Consider the following 19,037-nt stretch of genomic DNA (forward strand, 5'->3'; position numbering starts at 1 on the left):
GGGGGGCTGAGATATGCCCGCGTTTCGGCTTATCTGATGCCAGCATTTCAGCGACCGGAGACCGCATGGCCAATCCCGCCCGACCCCAGCCCCCCTTGGCCGACGATCCTTCCGCCGCGGCATCCCCGGACCTGCGGTCCGGCCGATCCGGCGACCGCTATGCCCGAGAGCTGGAGCGGCACTTGGACTGGCTGGACAGCTTCACCTCGACCGCGCTCGGGGTGCTGTCGGCGGCCTCGGGGATCTACACCTATCTGGGCGTGCGCACGCTGCTGGACGATCCGGGGCTGTGGACGACCTTCGCGGCGCTGGCCTATGCGATCGCCGTGTCGGTGGGCATCTTCGTCTTCTGGTCCTATCTGCTGCGGCTGCTGCCCGCGGTGCGCAGCGCGGCCTCGCGCATCGGGCTGATGCTGACCATGGCGCTCGGCTCGGTGGCGATCGTGGCCATGTCGTCCTGGCTGAACGCGGCGGCCCTGGCCGGAGGGGCGGCGGTCGAGACACATATGGCGACCACCGTCCAGCACTACCAGACCTCGCTTGAGCGCGCGCATGCCAATGCGGTGGCGGGGCAGTCGCTGTCGCGCGACGTGGCCCGCGTGCGGCAAAGCTTCCAGGACCTGTCCGAGCAGGAGGCGGGCGGCACCCTGTCGGGCTTTTCCGGGCGCGGGGCGGTCTTCCGCGTCCTGACCCAGAAGAGCGCCGAGCTGCAGGCGCTGGAGGATCAGCTGGTCTCGACCCTGGCGCCGGTGGAGCAGACCTTCGCGCAGGGCAACACGATCCTGTCGCGGATGCGCGGCACCTCGGTCATGCCCGGGCCTCTGGAGGACCGCACGGTCAGCTTCTCCGAGGATGCGGTGGAACTGGCGGGCCTGATCACCCAGCTGCGCCAGCTGAACCCTGCGCCCCTGGTCGGGCGGGCCGCGCAGGATCTGGCCGATGCGGTGGTGCTGCCCGAGCTGGACGGCGCGACGGCCGCGACGCGGGCGGGGCAGTCCAGCACCATCGAGGCGGTGCTGACCCTGGTGGCGCAGCGCGCCCAGACCCTGACCACCGCCAGCGCCGAGGTGATGGCCCTGCCGCCTCCCGACGACGCGCTCTACACTCCGATGTCGGCGGCGGACGCGGTCATCGCCTATGCGGGCAATTTCGTGCCCGCTTGGGCAGGGGCGATCTCGATCGACCTGCTGCCGGCGGTGCTGGTCTTCATTATCATGGTCGTGCAGGCCGCGATCCGGTCGGGCCGGGGCGAGGGGCACGGCGACGACCGCATGACGGTGGGCGAGCTGCGCGCGGCGCTGGCCGCCTCCGAGATGCTGCGCCAGCACGAGGCGGTCTTTGCCCCGGCGCCCGGTCCGGTCGTGCCGGGTGGACCGCCCGCCCCGGGCGGGGACAGCGGGCGCGGGGTCTGAGGATGGGGCTGTTCTCCACGCCCGGCAAGGCGATCCGGGCGGTGCTGATCTCTCAGGTGGCGATGGCGCTGGCGATCGTCGGGCTGGACGTGATGGGCGCCCCGGGGCGCGAGGCGCCGGGCCTCTACGCGCCGCCCGCCGAGGGGCCGAACGTGCGCCCCTATCGCCCCGACCTGCGCGCCCCCGACCCCTCGCGCCCCGGCGCCCCCGCAATGCGCCCCATGCCCGAGGCGCTGGAATTCGACGAGACCGAGGGCGCCATCCGCATGAGCGGCCAGATCGCCCCCGGCGACGCCGACCGCTTCGCCGAATGGCTGGAGCGCACGCGCCCGGAAAGCCGCCGCGTGGCGCTGGACAGTTCCGGGGGCTCGGTGTCCGATTCGCTGGCGCTCGGGCGCACGATCCGGGCGGCGGGCTATGCCACGGTGGTCGAGGACGGGGCGGTCTGCCTGTCGGCCTGCCCCTATGTCCTGGCCGGCGGCGTGGACCGGCAGGTGGCCGGGCAGGGCGTGGTGGGCGTGCACCAGCACTATTTCGGCCAGAGCACGATCCTGCCCGCCTTCATGGCGGTCAGCGACCTGCAGCGCGCCCAGGCCGGGGTGATGGACTATCTGGTGCAGATGGGCGTGGACCTGCGCCTGATGACCTATGCCCTGCGCACCCCGCCGGCCGAGATCAACGTGTTGGATGCGGAACTGATGGCGGAACTGGGGCTGACGACGGGCGAGGGGTGAGCGAGGCGCGCGTGGCCGGCGCAGGAGGGGGCGCTGCCCCCGTCGCGCGGGCGCGACTCCCCCGGGATATTTGGGCCAAGATGAAAGGGTGAGGGGGAGTTCTGGGATGTTCGGTCGACAGGCAGCTGCGCGGCATGGCGGGCCGGGGCTGCGAAGGATCGGATGATGGTGCGGGTGGAGGGACTTGAACCCCCACGCCTTGCGGCGCCAGAACCTAAATCTGGTGCGTCTGCCAATTTCGCCACACCCGCATCGGCGCGCTTTCTAGCAAAGCCGCCGCGCCGGGGCGAGGGGAAAATCGCGACCCCCCGTCACCCCGGCCAATCGGCAAGCACGGCGGGCAGCTGCGCGATCAGGTCGTCGGCGATCAGGCCCGGGCCGTGCCTGCGGGCGGCGGCGGCGTGGAGGCGGACGCCGAGGCAGGCTGCCTCGAAGGGTGGCAGGCCCCGGGCCATCAGGCCGGTGACCAGCCCGGCCAGCACGTCGCCCGATCCCGCCGTCGCCAGCCACGGCACCGTCCCGTCGGTATGCAGGGCCACCTCTCCCCCGGGGTCGGCGATCACCGTGTCGGGGCCCTTCAGCACCACCACCGCGCCGATCCGTCCGGCCGCCTGGCGCGCGGCCTCGGCGCGCGAGAGGCAGGGGCCGTCGCGGCCGTCCTGCTGCAGGGCGCGGGCGAGGTCGGGGAAGAGGCGCGCGAACTCTCCGGCATGCGGGGTCAAGACGCAGGCCGGGGGCAGGCGGGGGGCGGCAAGGCGGAACAGGACCGTCAGCGCGTCCGCGTCCAGCACCAGGGGCCGGCCCGCCGCAAGGGCCGCCGGCAGCAGGGTCGCCGCGCGGTCGAGGCCGCAGCCCGGGCCGAGGCAAAGGGCAAGCGGGCGGGGATCCTGAAGCGCCGCCGTCAGGGCCGGGCCGTCCTCGATCGCGCGGCGCATCAGGGCGTCGGGCGGAAGCGCATGCTCGGCCAGGGCCTCGGCGGGCGGGCCGAGGGTCACCAGCCCCGCGCCCACGCGCAGCGCCGCGCGGGCAGCCAGCCGGGCGGCGCCGCCCCGCGAGGGGCCGCCCGCCACGATCAGCGCCGCGCCATGGCTGAACTTGTGCCCCTGCGCGAGGGAGGTCTTGCGCAGCCAATCGCCCTCGGACGGGTCGGGGTGGGCGAAGCAGGGGCCGATGGCGACGGTCCGGGACCGGGCCTCGGCCCGAAACTCCCCCAGCCCGATATCGGCCACGACCAGCCGTCCGCAGACCTGGGGGCCGTGATCCAGCAGGTGGCCGGGCTTGGGGCTGTCGAAGGTGACGGTCAGCACCGCCCGGGGTGCGATGGCGGACAGGGCGCCCCGCCCCTGGCCCAGCAGCACGCCGCTGTCCAGGCACAGGCCGCTCGGCCCGTCCACGGCGACCAGGGGCGGGGCCGCCTCGGCCAGGCGCGCCAGCAGGGCGGCGATGGCGCCCCCGGGCGGGCGCGACAGCCCGGTGCCGAAGATCGCGTCGATGCAGAGATCGGGCAGGGGGGCCGCGTCGAAGGCCTCGGCCGTCAGGGGCAGCACCTCGCCCCGCCACTGCGCGCGGGCGGCGGCGGCATCCGCGCCCGGCACATGATCCGCGGCCAGCATGCGGACCCTCCAGCCGACCCCCGCCAGCAGCCGCGCGATGACGAAGCCGTCGCCCCCGTTGGCCCCCGGACCGCAGAGCACCGCGACCCGGCCGGGCCGGGGCCAGCGCAGGCGGATCTGGCCGACCACCGCGGCGCCCGCGCGGGTCATCAGCTGCAGCCCGGACACCGCGCCGCTGCTCATTGCGGCGGATTCGATGGCGCGCATTTGGGCGGCTGTCACGATTTCCGTGCTCTGCAGCCTCGTCATTGTTCAATCCTTGTGCTACTTGTTCAAATTATAGGCAGTTTGGCGCGGCAATCCGTTTGGGGTCTTCCAAGATCGCGGCTCTGCATTTACGCCATGCATCAAACGCGCCAATCAGACTTCAGGCAAGCCGCGAGGAAGGGTCAATTGCGATGAAGAAGATCGAGGCGATCATCAAGCCGTTCAAGCTGGACGATGTGAAGGAGGCGCTGCAAGAGGTCGGCGTGCAGGGTCTTTCCGTCACCGAGGTCAAGGGCTTCGGTCGTCAGAAGGGACATACCGAGCTGTATCGCGGCGCGGAATATGTGGTCGACTTCCTGCCCAAGGTGAAGATCGAGATGGTGCTGCCCGACGATCAGGTCGAGGCCGCCGTCGAGGCGATCGTCAGCGCCGCCCGGACCGAGAAGATCGGCGACGGCAAGATCTTCGTGTCGCCCGTCGAGCAGGCGATCCGCATCCGCACGGGCGAGACCGGCGACGACGCGGTCTGATCGCACCCGGCATACGAACTCTCCGCACCCGGCCGGCCACGGCCGCCGGGTCGCAACTGTGAAGAAAGGGAAGAGATGGAAATCAAGGACGTCTTGGAATTGCTCAAGGAAGAGGATGTCGCCTATGTCGACGTCCGCTTCACCGATCCCAAGGGCAAGCTGCAGCACGTGACGCTGGACGTGGACCTGATCGACGAGGATTTCTTCGAGGAAGGCTTTATGTTCGACGGCAGCTCGATCGCGGGCTGGAAGTCGATCGACCAGTCGGACATGAAGCTGATCCCGGATCCCTCGTCGGTCTATATCGACCCGTTCTATGCCGAGAAGACGCTGTGCGTGCATTGCAACGTGGTCGAGCCGGACACGAACGAGCCCTATAGCCGCGACCCGCGCGGCACCGCCGCCAAGGCCGAGGCCTATCTGAAGGCGTCGGGCATCGGCGACACCGCCTATTTCGGCCCCGAGGCCGAGTTCTTCATCTTCGACGACGTGCGCTATTCGGTGACGCCGCAGAAGGTGTCGTTCCAGATCGACGCGGCCGATGCCGCCTGGAACACCGACACCGAATACGAGATGGGCAATACCGGCCACCGCGCGGCCCACAAGGGCGGCTACTTCCCGGTGAACCCGGTCGACGCCTCGCAGGACATCCGGGGCGAGATGCTGTCCACGATGAAGCGCATGGGCATGAAGGTGGACAAGCACCACCACGAGGTTGCCAGCGCGCAGCACGAGCTGGGGCTGATCTTCGGCGGTCTGGTCGAGCAGGCCGACAACATCCAGAAGTACAAGTACGTCATCCACAACGTCGCCCACGCCTATGGCAAGTCGGTGACCTTCATGCCCAAGCCCATGAAGGGCGACAACGGGTCGGGGATGCATGTCAACATGTCGATCTGGAAGGACGGCAAGCCGGTCTTCGCGGGCGACAAGTATGCCGACCTGAGCCAAGAGGCGCTGTACTTCATCGGCGGCATCCTGCGCCACGCCAAGGCGCTGAACGCGCTGACCAACCCGGCGACCAACAGCTACAAGCGCCTGATCCCCGGCTTCGAGGCCCCCGTGCTGCGCGCCTATTCGGCCCGCAACCGCTCGGGCTGCGTCCGCATCCCGTGGACGGAATCGCCCAAGGCCAAGCGCGTCGAGGCCCGCTTCCCGGACCCCGCGGCCAACCCCTACCTGGCCTTCGCGGCCCTGCTGATGGCCGGCCTGGACGGGATCAAGAACAAGATCGATCCGGGCCCGGCGTCCGACAAGGATCTCTACGACCTGCCCCCCGAGGAGCTGGCCGAGATCCCGACCGTCTGCGGGTCCCTGCGCGAGGCGCTGGAAGAGCTGGAGAAGGACATGGACTTCCTGCTGGCGGGCGACGTCTTCACCCGCGACCAGCTGGAAGGCTACATCGCCCTGAAATGGGAAGAGGTCTATGCCTACGAGCATACCCCCCATCCCATCGAATACGCGATGTATTACAGCTGCTGATCGGCCTTTCGGCGATCGGACAAGGGGGGCGGCCGCAGGGCCGCCCTTCTTGCGTTCCGGGACCATGAAAAAAGGCCGGGCATCTGCCCGGCCTTTCTCGGTGTCGGGGGCTAAGGTTACTCGGCCGCGACCTGTTCGGCGGTCGGATAGTCGACATAGCCCTCGGCGCCGCCCGCGTAGAAGGTCGAGGGGTCCTGATCGTTCAGCGGCAGGCCCTTGCGGAACCGCTCGGGCAGGTCGGGGGTGGCGATGAAGTCGCGCCCGAAGGCCACCGCATCGGCCTTGTCGCCGGCCAGCAGGTCGGTCGCGCTGTCGAAGGTCAGGCCCTCGTTGGCGATGACCGGGCCGCCGAAGGCGTCGCGGATCTCGCCCATCAGGCTGTCGGGGCCCAGATGCTCGCGCAGGCACAGGAAGGCCACGCCGCGGTCGCGCATCTGGCGCGCGACATGGGTGAAGAGGGCACGGGCGTCGCTGTCGCCGATGTCATGGCTGTCGCCGCGCGGGGCCAGATGGACGCCGACGCGGTCCGCGCCCCAGACCCCGATGACCGCATCCGCGATCTCGTTGAGGAACCGCACGCGGTTCTCGATGCTGCCGCCGTACTGGTCGGTGCGGGTGTTGCTGCGGTCCTGCAGGAACTGGTCGATCAGATAGCCGTTCGCGGCATGGATCTCGACCCCGTCGAAACCGGCGCGGCGGGCATTTTCGGCGCCCTTGCGGAAGGCCTCGACGACGCCGGGGATCTCCTCGGTGGTCAGGGCGCGCGGGGTGACGTAGTCGCGGATCGGGCGCAGCAGGCTGACATGGCCCGCCGGCTGGATGGACGAGGGCGCCACGGGCAGCTGACCGCCCAGCAGTTGCGGATCCGAGATGCGGCCGACATGCCACAGTTGCAGGAAGATCAGACCGCCGCGCTCGTGCACCGCCTGCGTCACCTTGGACCATCCGGCGACCTGCTCGTCGTTCCAGATGCCGGGCGTCGCCTCGTAGCCCACGCCCATCGGCGTGACGCTGGTCGCCTCGGACAGGATCATGCCCGCGCCCGAGCGCTGGCGGTAATAGTCGACCATCAGGTCGTTGGGAATGCGGGCCGCGCCGGACCGGCTGCGGGTCAGGGGTGCCATGACGATGCGGTTGCGCAGGGTCACGGCGCCCAGGGTCACGGGGTCGAACATCGAGGACATGCTGCCCTCCTTTCAATGAGGTTGTCGTCGGGCCCGTCGGGGCCTCTGGGGCTGACCTGTGTGCCCTGCGCCCGGTTTTCAACCCCGCCGCCCCCGCACCGTCACATCGGCGTCAGCGCACCAAAAACCTTCCAGATGTGGCGGGGTCGTGCTTCCCAACGACGACATCTGCCCTTATTCCAAAAGCATGGACATCCTGCTGCTGACCACCTTCACCGCCATCCTGTTCCTGCTGATCGCCGCCGCCGAGCCGCTGGCGGCGCGGCTGTCGATCCCCTTCAGCGTGATGCTGGCGGCGGTGGGCATCCTGATCGGCGGCGGGGCGATCTTCCTGCTGCGGACCGAGCTGACGGACACGCTGAACCCCATCGCGGAAAGCATCCTGTCGCTGCCGATCCGGTCCAGCGTCTTCATGTACGTCTTCCTGCCCACGCTGATCTTCCAGGCCACGCTGGAGATGAACATCCGCCGCATGCTAGATGACTGGGTGCCGATCCTGACGCTGGCCGTGGTGGCCGTGGTCGCGGCGACACTGACCATCGGCTATGCGCTGTCCTGGATCGGCGGGCTGCCCTTGATGGTGGGCCTGCTGATCGGGGCGATCGTGTCCACGACCGATCCGTCGGCCGTGGTCAGCATCTTCCGCAGCCTCTCGGCGCCGAAGCGGCTGGCCCGCATCGTCGAGGGCGAGAGCCTGCTGAACGACGCCGCCGCCATCGCGCTGTTTGGCTTGTTCATGAGCTACGTGATGCTGGGCGTGCCGAACCCCAGCCTGGCCGAGGCCCTGGGCCAGTTCCCCGCGCTGATCCTGGGCGGCGTGGTCGCGGGCTGGCTGGTGGCGCGCATCGCGCTGGTGCTGATGGGCATGTTCGCGCGCTTCGAGACGGCGCAGATCTCGGTCTCGGTCGCGGTGCCCTATCTGGCTTATATCGGGGCGGAACAGATCCTGGGCGCGTCCGGCGTGATCGCCGTGGTCGCGGCGGGGCTGGTCTTGAACTTCATGGGGCCGGGGCGGCTGGCGCCCGCCTTCTGGGTGAACCTGCGCGAGGTCTGGGGCCTGCTGGCGCATTGGGCCGGGGCGCTGATCTTCATCCTGGCCGCGCTGCTGATCCCGCGCCTTCTGGGCGAGGTGCGGCTGAACGACCTGTTCCTGATCGGGGTCGTCGTGATCGCGGCCTTCGTCGCCCGGGCGCTGATCCTGTTCGTGCTGCTGCCGGTGCTGACGGGCCTGCGCCTGTCGCCCAAGATCAAGCGCCCCTACCGCATCGCCATCATGTGGGGGGGCCTGCGCGGCGCCGTCACGCTGGCGCTGGCGCTGGCGGTGACCGAAAGCCTGCGGGTGCCCGTGGAAACCAAGCGCGTCGTCGGCATCCTCGCCACCGGCTTCACGCTGTTCACGCTGATCGTGCAGGGGACCACGCTGCGCAGCGTCATCGGCCTTCTGGGGCTGGACAAGCTGTCGCCTCTGGACCGGGCGTTGTCCAACCAGGTTGTGGCCGTCGCCCTGCAGACCGTGCGCGAGGGCGTGGCCTCGGCGACCGAGAACTACGACCTGACGCGCGAGACGGTCCGGTCCGAGGCCAAGCGTTTCGGCGCCCGTCTGGACGAGGCCGTCGAACGCGCCGAGGCCGAGGACAATGCCGAGATCCTCGACCGCGACCGCATCACGCTTGGCCTGATCGCGCTGGCGGGCCACGAGCGCGAGGTGATCCTGCAGCGCTTCCGCGAACGCGCCATCTCGGCCCGGCTGTCGGAACAGGCGCTGTTCGACGCCGACCGGCTGATCGAGGGCGCGCGCTCGGGCGGGCGGACCGGATACCAGCGCGCGGCGCGGTCCAGCCTGCGCTATGGCCCGGCCTTCCGCTTCGCGGCCTTCCTGCGCAACCGGCTTGGCCTGTCGGGGACCCTGGGGCGCATGACCGCCGACCGGTTCGAGATGCTGCTGGCCAAGCGCTTCATCCTGCGCGACCTGCACGGCTTCATCGACCGCCGCATCCGCCGCATCCACGGCCGCCGGGTGGCCGAGCTGCTGCACGAGCTGCTCAACCGCCGGATCGAGGCGGTGGAGACCGCGCTGGAGGGCCTGCGCCTTCAATATCCCGGCTATGCCGAGGAGCTGGAACGCCGCTTCATCCGCCGCACCGCCCTGCGGCTGGAGGAACGCGAATACACCGCCATGCGCGAGGACGGGCTGATCGGTTCCGAGGTCTATACCGAGCTGATGGAGGACGTGACGCGGAGGCGCCAGCAGACCGAGGGCCGCCCCCGGCTGGATCTGGCGCTGCGCAAGAACGAGCTGGTGCGCCAGTTCAAGCTGTTCGCCGATCTGGACGATGCCGAACTGAAGCGCCTCAGCCGCGAGGTCCGCACCCGCTATGTCAATGCCGACCACGTGATCACCCGCAAGGATACGCCCGCGCGGTCGGTCTTCTTCGTGGCCTCGGGCGCGGTGGAGCAGGAGGTCGCGGGCCAGACGACCCGCCTCGGGCGCGGCGAGATGTTCGGGCAGATGGGCGTGCTGACCACCCGCCTGCGCCGGACCGAGGTGCGCGCGATCACGCCGACCAGCCTTCTGGTGCTGGACGAGCCCGGCTTCCGGCGGCTGCTGAAGCGCTCGGCCGCGCTGCGGCAGGCGGTGCGCGACAGCGTGATGGGCAAGGCGCTGGCCGTGGATGTGATGACCATGCCGGAATTGCAGGTCGATGCGCCCGCACCCGCCGCGCCGGTGCCGGAGCCCGCCAGGGCCGAGGCGCCCGTGCCGGGGCCGACAGACAGCGCCACCCCATCCGCCGCGCGCAGCGACGCGTCCGCCGCCCGGACCCCGGACCGGCACAGCACCAACCAACAGACCACAGGGGCCTCGACATGACCGCAGACAGCCGCACCGCCACCCGCATCGCCCGCCGCATCGCCACCGAGATCGGCGCCGCCCCCGCGCAGGTCGACGCCGCCGCGGCCCTTCTGGACGGGGGCGCGACCGTCCCCTTCGTCGCCCGCTATCGCAAGGAGGCGACGGGGGGTCTGGACGACACCCAGCTGCGCACCCTGTCCGAACGGCTGGCCTATCTGCGCGAGATGGAGGCGCGGCGCGCGGCGATCCTGGCCTCGGTCCGCGATCAGGACAAGCTGACCGACGATCTGGCCCGCCGGATCGATCAGGCCGACACCAAGGCCGCGCTGGAGGACATCTACCTGCCCTTCAAGCCCAAGCGCCGCACCAAGGCGATGATCGCGCGCGAGAACGGGCTGGAGCCGCTGCTGCGCGCCATCCAGGCCAATCCCTCGCGCGATCCCGTGGCGCTGGCCCCCGCCTATGCGACCCGTCCGGTCGAGACGCCCAAGGCCGCGCTGGAGGGCGCCCGCGACATCCTGGTCGAGGAACTGGCCGAGACCGCCGAGGTGCTGGGCGGGCTGCGCGACATGATGCGGCGCGAGGCGGTGATCGCCGCCCGCGTGGTGGTGGGCAAGGAAGAGGCGGGCGCCAAGTTCAGCGACTACTTCGCCCATTCGGAAAGCTGGGCCTCGATCCCCGGCCACCGGGCGCTGGCCATCCTGCGCGCTGCCAACGAAGGCGTCGTGACCATCGACATCTCGCCCGAGCCCGAGACCGGCACCGCGCGGGCCGAGGGGATCGTCGCCCGAGCGCTCGGCCCCCTGGGGCAGGGGCCCGGGGCCGACTGGCTGCGCGGCGTGGCGGGCTGGGCGTGGCGGGTGCGGCTGTCCAACACGATCTATGTCGATCTGCTGTCCGAACTGCGCACCCGCGCCCACGCCGAGGCGATCGGCGTCTTCGCCCGCAACCTGCGCGACCTGCTGCTGGCCGCCCCGGCCGGCGCGCGGGTCACGCTCGGGCTGGATCCGGGCATCCGCACGGGCTGCAAGATCGCCGTGGTGGACGGCACCGGCAAGCTGCTGGACACCGCCACCATCTACCCCTTCCAGCCCAAGAACGACCTGCGCGGGGCCGAGGCCACGCTGCTGGCCCTGATCGCGAAGCATCGCGTCGATCTGATCGCCATCGGCAACGGCACCGCCAGCCGGGAATCGGAACGACTGGTCGCGGGGCTGATCGGGCGCCTGCCCAAGGGCGCCAAGCCCCCCACCCGGGTGATCGTGTCCGAGGCCGGGGCCTCGGTCTATTCCGCCTCGGAACTGGCGGCGAAGGAGTTTCCGGGGCTGGACGTGTCCCTGCGCGGCGCCGTGTCGATCGCGCGGCGGCTGCAGGATCCGCTGGCCGAACTGGTCAAGGTGCCGCCGCAATCCATCGGCGTGGGCCAGTACCAGCATGACGTGGACCAGCAGCAGCTGGCGAAATCCCTCGAGGCGGTGGTCGAGGATGCGGTGAACGCCGTGGGCGTCGATCTGAACACCGCCTCGGCGCCGCTTCTGGCCCATGTGGCGGGGCTGGGGCCGTCGCTGGCGCAGGCCGTCGTGGCGCATCGCGATGCCGAGGGCGCGTTCGCCTCGCGCGCGGCGCTGAAGAAGGTCGCGGGGCTGGGGCCCAAGGCGTTCCAGCAATGCGCGGGCTTCCTGCGCGTGCAGGGGAAGGAGCCGCTGGACGCCTCGGCCGTCCACCCCGAGGCCTATGGCATCGCGCGCAGGATCGTGGCGGCCTGCGGGCGCGACCTGCGCACGCTGATGGGCGACGGGGCCACGCTGAAGGCGCTGGACGCCCGCGATTTCGTGACCGAGGAGTTCGGCCTGCCCACCGTGCGCGACATCCTGTCGGAGCTGGAAAAGCCCGGCCGCGACCCGCGCCCCGGCTTCGTGACCGCCAACTTTGCCGAGGGGGTCGAGGACATCAAGGACCTGCGCCCCGGCATGTCGCTGGAGGGCACGGTGACCAATGTCGCGGCCTTCGGCGCCTTCGTCGATATCGGCGTGCATCAGGACGGGCTTGTCCATGTCAGCCAGCTGGCCGACCGCTTCGTGAAGGACCCCCACGAGGTCGTCAAGGCGGGCGACGTGGTCCGCGTCCGCGTGACCGAGGTCGATGTGCCCCGCAAGCGCATCGGCCTGACCATGCGCAAGGACAATGCCGAAAGCGCCCGCGACGCAGGCCCCCGCAAGGAAGCGCCCAAGGGCACGCCCCGCGCCGCCCAGGCCGCACCCAAGGGGGCGTCGGGGCAGGGCGCCTTCGGCTCGGCCCTGGCAGGTGCGCTGAGGAAGCGGTGATGATCCCCGGCCCCGAGGATCTGTCCGGCCCCTGGATCGCGGACGACGCCCACCGCGCCTTCCTGGTCAGTGATGCGCATCGCGCGCTGGACCTGTTCGATGCCAGCCTGCGCCCCGGCGGCGGGCTGCAGGTGCTGGACCTGGCGGGCGCGCCGCTGCCCGGTAGCCTGCAAGAGCTGCACACGACCACGCGGCTGGTCCATTCCTATGCGCTGGCGCAGATCGCCGGGCGCCCCGACCGCGCGGGCCTGATCGACCGGGGCATGGACGATCTGTGGACGCGGCACCGCGACCAACAGCACGGCGGCTACCTGTGGTCGCTGGACGAGGCCGGGGTCGTGGACGGCACCAAGCTGGCCTATGGACATGTCTTCGTGCTGCTGGCCGCGTCCAGCGCGACACTGGCCGGGCATCCCGATGCCGACCGCCTGCTGACCGACATCCGCGAGATCCTGGACCGGCATTACTGGGACGAGGCGGCGGGCCTGTTCCGCGACGAGTTCACCCGCGACTGGCAGGTCTTTTCGACCTATCGCGGCATGAACGCCAATATGCACGGGGTCGAGGCGCTGCTGGCCGCGCACGAGGCCACGGGCGAGGCCCTGTTCCTGACCCGCGCGGGACGCATCCTGGACTTCTTCATCGCGGGGCAGGCGGCCCGGAACGGCTGGCGCATCCCCGAACATTACGACGAGCGCTGGCAGCCCGATCCGGACTATGCCGGCAACCCGATGTTCCGCCCCGCCGGCACCACGCCGGGCCACAGCTTCGAGATGGCGCGCCTGCTGCTGCAATGGTGGGATCTGGCAGGCAGGCCGGGCTCTGACGCGCCTGCACAGGCCCGCGCGCTGGTCCGCACCGCGATGGACGATGCCTGGGACGCGCAGCACGGCGGGCTGGCCTATACGCTGCGGGACGGCGCGGTGGACAATCCCGCGCGCTACTGGTGGCCCGTGACCGAGGCGATCGGCGCGCTGGCCGCGCTGATCAAGCTGGACCCGCAGCCCGGCGACGAGGACGCCTATCGTCGCCTGTGGCGATTCGCCGCCCTGCACCTGATCGACCCGAAGGTTGGCGGATGGTTCCCCGAACTGGGGCCCGACAGCCGCCCCTCGAGGGTGCAGTTCGCGGGCAAGCCCGACATCTATCACGCGCTGCAGGCTGATCTTTTCCCGCTGCTGCCCGGCCTGTCCCGAGCCGGTCGGGATCTGGCCCGCCTGCAACCCTTGCGCCGCGACTGTGTCGCACGGTAACTCTTGGTTCAGGCGTCCCGGACCTTGACAGAACGGCCGCTTTGGCCGCATCCGGACGGTCTGTGCCGCTGCGTCATCTTGTTGCCTCTCGTTCATTCTGGTCCAAGGTTCGAACCCTCCATGCTGTCCCAAGATCCCAATCTGCCCGTTCTGGACCTGCTGGACGGGGCCGAGGCGGGGTTTGCCCTGTCGATCCTCGATGCCTCGCCCGACTGCATCAAGCTGCTGGATCTGGACGGGCGGCTGCGCTTCATGAACGGCAACGGCCTCTGCGCGATGGAGATCGACGATTTCCGCATGGTCGACCGGCAGGCCTGGCCCAGCCTCTGGCCTGACGACGCGAACGGCCGGCTGAATGCGGCGATGGCGGCGGCCCGGCAGGGCGAGGTGACCCGGTTCGAGGCCTTCTGCCCCACCGCCAAGGGTGCCCCCCGCTGGTGGCATGTCACCGTCTCGCCGGTGCGCGGCGGCACCGGAGAGGTGCGCCGCATCCTGGCCTCGTCGCGCGACATCACCGAGACGGTCGAGGCCCGCCAGCGGCTGGAGCATCAGGCCGAGCGCCTTGCCTCCGAGGTCGCGAAGAAGGACGACGCCATCGCCCGCCAGGCCGTCCTGATGGGCGAGATCGACCACCGCGTGAAGAACAGCTTCGCGGCCGTGATCGCGCTGCTGCGCATGCAGGCGCGCGTCCATGCCGGGCAGGCGGCGGGCGGTCTGCTGGGCGATGCGGCCAGCCGCATCTCGACGCTGGCGCGCGTGCACGAACAGCTGCATCTTGACCCCGGACGGCGCGACGTGTCGCTGTCGGACTACCTGACGCTGCTGGCCACCGACCTGACGCAGGCGCTGGACGCCCGGCTGGAGATCAGAGATGCGCTGCCCTCCGAGGTGCGCATCCCGCCCTCGCAGGCCGCCGCCATCGGCCAGGTGCTGGCCGAGCTGATCGGCAACGCGGTCAAGCATGCAGGCGGCACCGGGCAGCCGGGGCTGGTCCTGTCGCTGTCGCAGCGCGACGACATGCTGGTGATGACCCTGACCGACAACGGCCCCGGCCTGCCCGACGATTTCGACCCGCAGGCGCGTGCGGGGCTGGGGATGCAGATCTGCCTGATCTATGCCCAGCAGATGGACGGCCACCTGCGCCACGGACGCTCGGACACGGGCGGCGCGGCCTTCACGGTCGAGATGCGGCTGGATCCGCCTGCGTCATCCTGACATCCGGGGAACTTCCCGGCCCTCCGGCGATTGACATTGCGACCGATCGCAGGCATCGCCCGCGATCCGAACACCCCCGTTTTGTTTAATTGACCGACAGGAGCCCGCCGATGCGGATGAAGATCGACGTGACGCTGGACTATGGTCTGGACAGCCCCGGACCTGCCCTGCTGCTGGTCGAAGCCGCAGGCGTGCAGGGCCAGATCCTGAACCGTGCCTCGATCGACCTGGGCCAGCCGCTGAAATCGGCGCGCGTCCCGGGCGAGGAGGGGATCGGCGAGCGCCTGATCCTGCGGCTGGAGGACAGCCTGACCTGCCGCTATTCGGCCGAGGTCGAAGTGACCCGCCCGCAGCCCGACCTTCAGCGCCTGTCGGCCGTCGAGGTCGAGGACATGCCCGGCGACGCGCTGCGCTACATGCTGCCCTCGCGCTACTGCCCGGCGGAACGCTTCGGCCATTTCGTCGCCTCGCGCTTCGAGGGGCTGACCGGCGGCCCGCTGGTCGCCGCCCTGCGGGACTGGGTCGAGCGGAACCTGGACTATGTGTCGGGCGCCAGCGACGGCGACACCACCGCCGCCGACACCTTCCTGGACCGGCGCGGCGTCTGCCGCGACTATGCGCATCTCATGATCTCGCTGTGCCGCGCCGCGCAGATCCCGGCGCGGATCGCCAGCGTCTATGCCCCCCCGGTCGATCCGCAGGATTTCCATGCCGTGGTGCAGGTCTATCTGGACCACGACTGGCACCTGGTCGATCCGACCGGCATGGCGCGGGCCGACCAGATGGCGCTGGTCGCGGTCGGGCGCGATGCGACCGACGTGGCCTTCCTGACCACCACCTCGGTGGCCGAGCTGAAGACCCAGCTGGTCGAGGTCTCCGAGATCTGATCGCTCAGATTAACGCAAGGGCCAGCAGGGCCACCCCCGCCAGCGCCACGGCGCGGCGGATCAGCGCGATGCCGCGCGCCAGATCCGCCGCCTGCGGATCAGGCGCGTCCGCGTTCAGCCAAGGCTCGTCCGCGACCCGGTCGGCATAGACGCGCGGCCCCGACAGGCGGCAGTCCAGGGCGCCCGCCATCGCCCCCTCGGGCCAGCCCGCATTGGGCGAGCGATGCGCGGGCGCATCGTGCCACGCGACCCGCAGCGCCGCCCCCGCCCGCCGCCCCGAGGCAGCCGCGATCAGCACCGCCGTCAGCCGCGCGGGGATCAGGTTCACCAGATCGTCCAGCCGCGCCGCGACCTTGCCGAAATCCTCGTGCCGGGGCGTGCGGTGGCCGATCATCGAATCCATCGTGTTGATCGCCTTGTAGGCGGCGATCCCGGGCAGGCCCCCGACCGCCGCCCAGAACAGCGGCGCGATCACCCCGTCGCTGGCATTCTCGGCCAGGCTCTCCAAGCTGGCGCGGGTGAGGGCCGGGGCATCGGCGCGCGTCACGTCGCGGCCCACGATCATCGCGGTCGCGGCGCGGGCGGCGGGCAAATCGCCGGCCGCCAAGGGCCGCGCCACCGCTTGCAGATGCTGGTCCAGCGAGCGTGCCGCGACCAGCGGCCAGGCCAGCATCGCCGCGATCCACGGCCCCAGCCAGACCTGCACCAGCGCCGCCGGGATCGCCGCCGCCGCCACGACCAGCGCCACGGTCAGCGCGCCCTTGGCCTGACGCAGCATCCCGTGGTTCAGCCACCGGTCCAGCGCCGAGATCAACCGCCCCAGCCAGGTCACCGGATGCCCGATCCGGCGATAGACCGCATCGGGCCAGCCGATCAGCGCATCCAGAACCAGCGCCAGCAGCGCGATCATCGCCATGCCCTCAGTCCCCGGCGCGCAGGTTGACGCAGTCCACCGCCCAGGCATCGCCCGCCCGGCGCAGCATGGTCAGGGACAGGGGCGCCACGGCGAAGGACAGCGCGGCCGGTCCCACCACCATCGACAGCGCGGCGCGCACCGTCCCGGCATGGGCGATCAGCACCGTGTCGCGGTCCAGCGCCTGCAGCACCGGGATCACCCGGCCCGCCATGTCGTTAAAGCTTTCGCCGCCCTCGGGCCGGTGGCGGGCCAGCGCGTGCGGGGGCAGGGGGCCCAGATCGGGCAGGGCCTCGGGGGGCAGCCCGTCCCATGCGCCCAGATCCTGTTCCCACAGCGCCGGCTCGAACCGGTCCGGGGTCAGGCCCAGGGCGGCGGCGGTCTGGCGGCAGCGCCGCGCCGGGCTGGCGACGACCTGCGCGCCTGCCCCAAGTTGGCCCGCCCCGATTCGGCTCGCCTGCCGCGCCAGCCCGGCGTGGTCGCCGCAGTCGGCGTCCACGTCGCGCCGCCCGGCCATCCGGCCCCCGGCCAGGCTGGGCGCATGCCGCAGGATCGTCAGCCTCATCGCGTGCTCCGTGCCGATGTCCGGCCCTCCTTCGCCCGAGAGGGCGCGCGCGGCAAGCCCTTCGCTTGACGGATCGTCGCGATCCGCGCAGCCTGCTTGACGCGGCAGGGCGCGCCGCGCTATGGAACTGAACAAGCGTTCAATAACCGGGGAGGGGGAGATCGCGATGTTCACCAAGGGCATGGACTTCGATCTGGGCGAGGATGTGAACGCGCTGCGCGACATGGTGCATCGGTGGGCGCAGGAGCGCGTCGCGCCGCTGGCCGCCGAGGTCGACCGCAGCAACGCCTTCCCCAATGACCTCTGGTCCGAGATGGGTGAGCTGGGCCTGCTGGGCATCACCGTGGCCGAGGAATACGGCGGGTCCGGCATGGGCTATCTGGCCCATGTCGTCGCCGTCGAGGAGATCGCGCGCGCCAGCGCCAGCGTCAGCCTGTCCTATGGCGCGCATTCGAACCTCTGCGTGAACCAGATCAAGCTGAACGGCACCGACGCGCAGCGCGCGAAATTCCTGCCCGATTTGTGCAGCGGCAAGGCCGTGGGCGCCTTGGCCATGTCCGAGGAGGGCGCGGGAAGCGATGTCGTCGGCATGAAGCTGCGGGCCGAGAAGAAGAACGACCGCTATGTGCTCAACGGCAGCAAGTACTGGATCACCAACGCGCCCGATGCGCACACGCTCGTGGTCTATGCCAAGACCGATCCCGATGCGGGGTCGCGCGGCATCACCGCCTTCATCGTCGAACGCGGCATGGCGGGGTTCACCACCGGCCCGCATTTCGACAAGCTGGGGATGCGCGGATCGAATACGGGCGAGCTGATCTTCGACAATGTCGAGATCCCGTTCGGGAACGTCCTGGGCGAGGAGGGCCGGGGCGTTCGGGTGCTGATGTCGGGCCTGGACTACGAGAGGGTGGTCCTGGCCGGCATCGGCACCGGCATCATGGCGGCCTGCCTGGACGCGGTCCTGCCCTATGTCGCCGAGCGCAAGCAGTTCGGCCAGCCGGTAGGGTCCTTCCAGCTGATGCAGGGCAAGATCGCCGACATGTATGTCGCGCTGAACACCGCCCGGGCCTATGTCTACGAGGTCGCGCGGGCCTGCGACGCCGCCAAGGTGACGCGGCAGGATGCGGCGGGCGCGGTGCTGTATGCCAGCGAGCAGGCGATGGTGCAGGCGCATCAGGCCGTGCAGGCGCTTGGCGGGGCCGGGTTCCTCAATGACAGCGCGGTCAGCCGCCTCTTCCGCGACGCCAAGCTGATGGAGATCGGCGCCGGCACCAGCGAGATCCGCCGGATGCTGATCGGGCGCGAGCTGATGGGCCTGGTGTGATGCGCCCCCTGCTGCTGGCACTGGTGCTGGCCGGCCCCGCCGCCGCCCAGGATGGCCCGCCGCCCTTCGATGCCGGTCCGCTGACCGCCTGCCTCGAGGGCGAGGCCCCCCATGACGGCTGCATCGGCCTGGCGTCGGCGGCCTGCATGGCGGGTCCGGACGGCCAGACCACCGTCGGCATGGGCTTCTGCCTCGATGCCGAGCGTCAGATCTGGGACGACCGCCTGAACACCGCCTACGGCGCGCTGATGGAGCGGGCCGTGGCCACGGATGCCGAGATGACCGGCCTGGGCTCCTCCGCCCCCCCGCAGGCCCCCGCGCTGCGCGAGATGCAGCGGGACTGGATCGCCTATCGCGACGCCGCCTGCACCTACGAGGCCGTCCGGTGGGGCGGCGGCACCGGCGCGGGCCCGGCCGCGACCCAATGCGCCCTGACCCTGACCGCACGCCAGACCCTCTGGCTGGACGGCTATCTGGTCAAGGGCCGCTGAGCCATGCGCCCGACCGCCCACCCCCCGCACACGGCCCCCGCCGAGGAGA

General features: G+C 70.8%; 15 protein-coding genes and 1 tRNA gene. 11 read left to right on the forward strand and 5 right to left on the reverse strand.

All coding sequences use genetic code 11. The features are described from left to right. Positions 1-65: 65 nt before the first annotated feature. Positions 66-1,412 carry a hypothetical protein gene (locus tag E4191_RS07065; protein WP_228461632.1) on the forward strand — a complete coding sequence of 449 codons (1,347 nt, stop codon included), beginning with the start codon at positions 66-68 and terminating at the stop codon, positions 1,410-1,412. Between the two features lie 2 nt (positions 1,413-1,414). Further along, a complete protein-coding gene (locus tag E4191_RS07070) occupies positions 1,415-2,146 on the forward strand; it encodes a COG3904 family protein (RefSeq protein WP_135312785.1) in 732 nt (243 codons plus the stop codon). A 166-nt stretch (positions 2,147-2,312) separates the two neighbouring features. Here E4191_RS07070 and E4191_RS07075 read toward each other — a convergent pair. Beyond that, positions 2,313-2,397, reverse strand: a tRNA-Leu gene (locus E4191_RS07075). Between the two features lie 60 nt (positions 2,398-2,457). Then, the gene (locus E4191_RS07080; RefSeq protein ID WP_135312786.1) at positions 2,458-4,008 is read right to left on the reverse strand and encodes an NAD(P)H-hydrate dehydratase; all 1,551 of its coding nucleotides are present in this window, start codon (positions 4,006-4,008) and stop codon (positions 2,458-2,460) included. A 149-nt stretch (positions 4,009-4,157) separates the two neighbouring features. On the opposite strand from E4191_RS07080, the gene E4191_RS07085 reads away from it, so the two are divergent. Together E4191_RS07085 and glnA are read left to right on the forward strand one after the other, a co-directional pair. Continuing rightward, entirely contained in the window at positions 4,158-4,496 is a 339-nt protein-coding gene (locus tag E4191_RS07085; RefSeq protein ID WP_135312787.1) for a P-II family nitrogen regulator, read from the forward strand. 75 nt (positions 4,497-4,571) lie between these two features. Further along, positions 4,572-5,978: a type I glutamate--ammonia ligase gene (gene glnA, locus E4191_RS07090; RefSeq protein ID WP_135312788.1), complete on the forward strand. Its 1,407-nt coding sequence runs from the start codon at positions 4,572-4,574 to the stop codon at positions 5,976-5,978. Positions 5,979-6,094: 116 nt separating this feature from the next. On the opposite strand, the gene E4191_RS07095 is transcribed toward glnA, so the two are convergent. Next, a complete protein-coding gene (locus E4191_RS07095) occupies positions 6,095-7,162 on the reverse strand; it encodes an alkene reductase (protein ID WP_135312789.1) in 1,068 nt (355 codons plus the stop codon). 187 nt (positions 7,163-7,349) lie between these two features. On the opposite strand from E4191_RS07095, the gene E4191_RS07100 reads away from it, so the two are divergent. From E4191_RS07100 to E4191_RS07120, 5 genes are all read left to right on the forward strand, one after another. Next, complete coding sequence (locus E4191_RS07100) at positions 7,350-10,031, forward strand: cation:proton antiporter (RefSeq protein ID WP_135312790.1); 2,682 nt, start codon at positions 7,350-7,352, stop codon at positions 10,029-10,031. Beyond that, entirely contained in the window at positions 10,028-12,337 is a 2,310-nt protein-coding gene (locus E4191_RS07105; RefSeq protein WP_135312791.1) for a Tex family protein, read from the forward strand. The genes E4191_RS07100 and E4191_RS07105 overlap by 4 nt, the downstream gene beginning before the upstream one ends. Continuing rightward, on the forward strand, positions 12,337-13,590 hold the full coding sequence (locus tag E4191_RS07110; protein WP_135312792.1) for an AGE family epimerase/isomerase: 1,254 nt from the start codon (positions 12,337-12,339) through the stop codon (positions 13,588-13,590). The genes E4191_RS07105 and E4191_RS07110 overlap by 1 nt, the downstream gene beginning before the upstream one ends. A 120-nt stretch (positions 13,591-13,710) precedes the next feature. Further along, the gene (locus E4191_RS07115) at positions 13,711-14,805 is read left to right on the forward strand and encodes a sensor histidine kinase (RefSeq protein ID WP_135312793.1); all 1,095 of its coding nucleotides are present in this window, start codon (positions 13,711-13,713) and stop codon (positions 14,803-14,805) included. A gap of 110 nt (positions 14,806-14,915) precedes the next feature. Next, entirely contained in the window at positions 14,916-15,692 is a 777-nt protein-coding gene (locus E4191_RS07120) for a transglutaminase-like domain-containing protein (RefSeq protein WP_135312794.1), read from the forward strand. Between the two features lie 4 nt (positions 15,693-15,696). On the opposite strand, the gene cbiB is transcribed toward E4191_RS07120, so the two are convergent. Next, entirely contained in the window at positions 15,697-16,608 is a 912-nt protein-coding gene (gene cbiB / locus E4191_RS07125; protein ID WP_135312795.1) for an adenosylcobinamide-phosphate synthase CbiB, read from the reverse strand. Positions 16,609-16,612: 4 nt separating this feature from the next. Then, a complete protein-coding gene (locus tag E4191_RS07130) occupies positions 16,613-17,170 on the reverse strand; it encodes a histidine phosphatase family protein (RefSeq protein WP_135312796.1) in 558 nt (185 codons plus the stop codon). 166 nt (positions 17,171-17,336) lie between these two features. Here E4191_RS07130 and E4191_RS07135 point away from each other — a divergent pair, with 166 nt between their 5' ends. Beyond that, a complete protein-coding gene (locus E4191_RS07135; RefSeq protein WP_135312797.1) occupies positions 17,337-18,497 on the forward strand; it encodes an isovaleryl-CoA dehydrogenase in 1,161 nt (386 codons plus the stop codon). Further along, positions 18,497-18,988, forward strand: coding sequence for a lysozyme inhibitor LprI family protein (locus E4191_RS07140; protein ID WP_135312798.1), 492 nt, complete (start codon positions 18,497-18,499; stop codon positions 18,986-18,988). The genes E4191_RS07135 and E4191_RS07140 overlap by 1 nt, the downstream gene beginning before the upstream one ends. The last annotated feature ends 49 nt before the right edge of the window (positions 18,989-19,037 follow it).

Source organism: Paracoccus liaowanqingii (genome assembly GCF_004683865.2).
GTDB lineage: Bacteria > Pseudomonadota > Alphaproteobacteria > Rhodobacterales > Rhodobacteraceae > Paracoccus > Paracoccus liaowanqingii.

Excerpts from the sequence above, each read along its gene's own strand:
- E4191_RS07080 (WP_135312786.1), bottom strand. The coding sequence starts at position 4,008 with ATGACGAGGCTGCAGAGCACGGAAATCGTGACAGCCGCCCAAATGCGC.
- E4191_RS07100 (WP_135312790.1), top strand. The coding sequence starts at position 7,350 with ATGGACATCCTGCTGCTGACCACCTTCACCGCCATCCTGTTCCTGCTG.
- glnA (WP_135312788.1), top strand. The coding sequence starts at position 4,572 with ATGGAAATCAAGGACGTCTTGGAATTGCTCAAGGAAGAGGATGTCGCC.
- E4191_RS07120 (WP_135312794.1), top strand. The coding sequence starts at position 14,916 with ATGCGGATGAAGATCGACGTGACGCTGGACTATGGTCTGGACAGCCCC.
- E4191_RS07105 (WP_135312791.1), top strand. The coding sequence starts at position 10,028 with ATGACCGCAGACAGCCGCACCGCCACCCGCATCGCCCGCCGCATCGCC.
- E4191_RS07130 (WP_135312796.1), bottom strand. The coding sequence starts at position 17,170 with ATGAGGCTGACGATCCTGCGGCATGCGCCCAGCCTGGCCGGGGGCCGG.
- E4191_RS07135 (WP_135312797.1), top strand. The coding sequence starts at position 17,337 with ATGTTCACCAAGGGCATGGACTTCGATCTGGGCGAGGATGTGAACGCG.
- E4191_RS07065 (WP_228461632.1), top strand. The coding sequence starts at position 66 with ATGGCCAATCCCGCCCGACCCCAGCCCCCCTTGGCCGACGATCCTTCC.
- E4191_RS07115 (WP_135312793.1), top strand. The coding sequence starts at position 13,711 with ATGCTGTCCCAAGATCCCAATCTGCCCGTTCTGGACCTGCTGGACGGG.
- E4191_RS07110 (WP_135312792.1), top strand. The coding sequence starts at position 12,337 with ATGATCCCCGGCCCCGAGGATCTGTCCGGCCCCTGGATCGCGGACGAC.
- cbiB (WP_135312795.1), bottom strand. The coding sequence starts at position 16,608 with ATGGCGATGATCGCGCTGCTGGCGCTGGTTCTGGATGCGCTGATCGGC.
- E4191_RS07140 (WP_135312798.1), top strand. The coding sequence starts at position 18,497 with ATGCGCCCCCTGCTGCTGGCACTGGTGCTGGCCGGCCCCGCCGCCGCC.
- E4191_RS07095 (WP_135312789.1), bottom strand. The coding sequence starts at position 7,162 with ATGTCCTCGATGTTCGACCCCGTGACCCTGGGCGCCGTGACCCTGCGC.
- E4191_RS07085 (WP_135312787.1), top strand. The coding sequence starts at position 4,158 with ATGAAGAAGATCGAGGCGATCATCAAGCCGTTCAAGCTGGACGATGTG.
- E4191_RS07070 (WP_135312785.1), top strand. The coding sequence starts at position 1,415 with ATGGGGCTGTTCTCCACGCCCGGCAAGGCGATCCGGGCGGTGCTGATC.